The sequence below is a fragment of the Streptomyces triticirhizae genome, assembly GCF_003696235.1.
In the GTDB taxonomy this organism is placed as follows: domain Bacteria; phylum Actinomycetota; class Actinomycetes; order Streptomycetales; family Streptomycetaceae; genus Streptomyces; species Streptomyces triticirhizae.
In genome coordinates this window covers 1-2178 of the sequence record NZ_RFFJ01000367.1, presented here as the reverse complement: position 1 = coordinate 2178, position 2178 = coordinate 1, and the positions used below count along the sequence as shown (strand labels likewise).

The window sequence follows — 2178 nt, the reverse complement described above, 5'->3', positions numbered from 1 at the left end:
GCGTCCCCGGCCGCGCGCCGGCCACGGACAACGGCCGCCTGCCGCGAGCGCCGGCCGCCCGCCACGCACGACGGCCGCTCACCACGCACGCCGGCCGCCCGTTCCGCGCGACGGCGCGCCGCCCGGGACGTGGGCTTCTCGGGGTCGGCGAGGTGCACCACAATGGCTGCTCCGTGATCGACAAGAGCCGCCGGAGGCATCCGACATGGCACACGAGGTACGCGGTGTGATCGCACCGGGCAGGAACGAGCCGGTGCGGGTGGAGACCATCGTGGTCCCCGACCCCGGGCCGGGCGAGGCGCTGGTCCGCGTCCGCACCTGCGGGGTGTGCCACACCGACCTGCACTACAAGCAGGGCGGGATCAACGACGAGTTCCCGTTCCTGCTGGGCCACGAGGCGGCGGGCGTGGTCGAGTCGGTCGGCGAGGGCGTGACCGAGGTCGCGCCCGGCGACTTCGTGGTCCTCAACTGGCGCGCGGTGTGCGGCCAGTGTCGCGCCTGTCTGCGCGGGCGCCCCCAGTACTGCTTCGACACGCACAACGCGCGGCAGCCCATGACGCTCACCGACGGCACCCCGCTCAGCCCGGCGTTGGGCATCGGCGCGTTCGCCGAGGTGACGCTGGTCGCCGCCGGCCAGTGCACCCCCGTCGACCCGGCCGCCTCCCCGGCCGCCGCCGGGCTGCTGGGCTGCGGCGTGATGGCCGGCATCGGCGCCGCCATCAACACAGGCGGCGTCGGCCGGGGCGACAGCGTCGCCGTCATCGGCTGCGGCGGGGTCGGCGGCGCCGCGATCATGGGCGCCCGGCTGGCCGGGGCCGCGAGGGTGATCGGCGTGGACGTCGACCAACGGAAACTGGCCACCGCCGAACGCCTCGGCGCCACCCACACGGTGCACTCGGGCGAAACCGATCCGGTGACCGCCATCCGCGAGCTGACCGGCGGCTTCGGCGCGGACGTGGTGATCGAGGCCGTGGGCCGGCCCGAGACCTACGAACAGGCCTTCTACGCGCGGGACCTGGCCGGCACGGTGGTGCTGGTGGGCGTGCCCACCCCCGAGATGCGGATCGATCTGCCGCTCCTCGACGTCTTCGGCCGGGGCGGCGCGCTGAAGTCGTCCTGGTACGGGGACTGCCTGCCGTCCCGGGACTTTCCGATGTTGATCGACCTCTATCGACAGGGCCGACTGGACCTGGACGCCTTCGTTAGCGAAACGATCGCCCTGGACCAGGTCGAGGAGGCGTTCGACCGGATGCACTCCGGCGACGTGCTGCGCTCGGTGGTGGTCCTGTGAGCGGGCGCGTCCGGATGGAACGGGTCGCCACCACCGGCTTCTTCGAGCTGGACGGCGGCCGTTGGGAGGTCGAGAACAACGTCTGGGTGGTCGGCGACGACGCCGAGGCGCTGGTGATCGACGCGGCCCACGACGCCGACGCCATCGCCGCCGCCGTCGGCGACCGCACGGTGCGCGCGATCGTCGCGACCCACGCCCACAACGACCATGTGAACGCGGCCCCCGAGCTGGCCGACCGCACCGGCGCCCCGATCCTGCTCCACCCCGACGACCTGCCGCTCTGGTCGGCCACCCACCCCGACCGCGCCCCCGACGGCGAACTCGCCGACGGGCAGCGGCTGTCGGTCGGCGTCACGGAACTGGTCGTGCTCCACACGCCGGGGCACGCGCCGGGCGCGGTCTGCCTCCACGCGCCGGCGCTCGGCACCGTGTTCACCGGGGACACGCTCTTCCAGGGCGGCCCCGGCGCCACCGGGCGCTCGTTCTCCGACTTCCCCACCATCATTGACTCCATCAGGGAACGGCTGCTCACCCTGCCGCTGGGCACCGTGGTGCGCACCGGCCACGGGGAGACCACCACCATCGGCCAGGAGGCCCCGCACCTCCCTGAGTGGATCGCCAGGGGCCACTGACCCGGGCTGGCCTCCGGACACGGCCTAGGCTGGCCCGGGACGGAATCACGCCGGCCGTCGGGGGAGCGGGGATGTCAGCAGCGGAACGTCAGACGCGGGTGCGGCTGCCCGCCGCCTTTCTCGCCCGGGCCGCCGCCGACGCCCCGCCCGGCTCGCCGCTCGCGGCCCTCGCGCTCGACCACGCCAGCGCCCTGCCCGCCGGGCCCGAACGCGACGGGCTGCTGGCCGCGTTGCTCGCCGGCCCCTGCGCCGCCT

Annotated in this window: 2 protein-coding genes and 1 pseudogene; all 3 read left to right on the top strand. The window is 74.7% G+C overall.

The annotated features are described in order from the left end of the window. Window positions 1–205 precede the first annotated feature (205 nt). Complete coding sequence (locus EBN88_RS29635; protein ID WP_122400057.1) at window positions 206–1291, top strand: S-(hydroxymethyl)mycothiol dehydrogenase; 1086 nt, start codon at window positions 206–208, stop codon at window positions 1289–1291. A gap of 14 nt (window positions 1292–1305) precedes the next feature. Beyond that, window positions 1306–1923, top strand: a complete 618-nt coding sequence (locus tag EBN88_RS29630; RefSeq protein WP_122400058.1) for an MBL fold metallo-hydrolase — start codon at window positions 1306–1308, stop codon at window positions 1921–1923. Window positions 1924–1994: 71 nt separating this feature from the next. Then, window positions 1995–2178, top strand: a pseudogene (locus EBN88_RS30315) (hypothetical protein); the annotation flags it as partial.

What these genes read in the sequence shown, in the direction of transcription:
- EBN88_RS29635 (WP_122400057.1), top strand. Translation starts at nt 206, where the DNA reads ATGGCACACGAGGTACGCGGTGTGATCGCACCGGGCAGGAACGAGCCG.
- EBN88_RS29630 (WP_122400058.1), top strand. Translation starts at nt 1,306, where the DNA reads ATGGAACGGGTCGCCACCACCGGCTTCTTCGAGCTGGACGGCGGCCGT.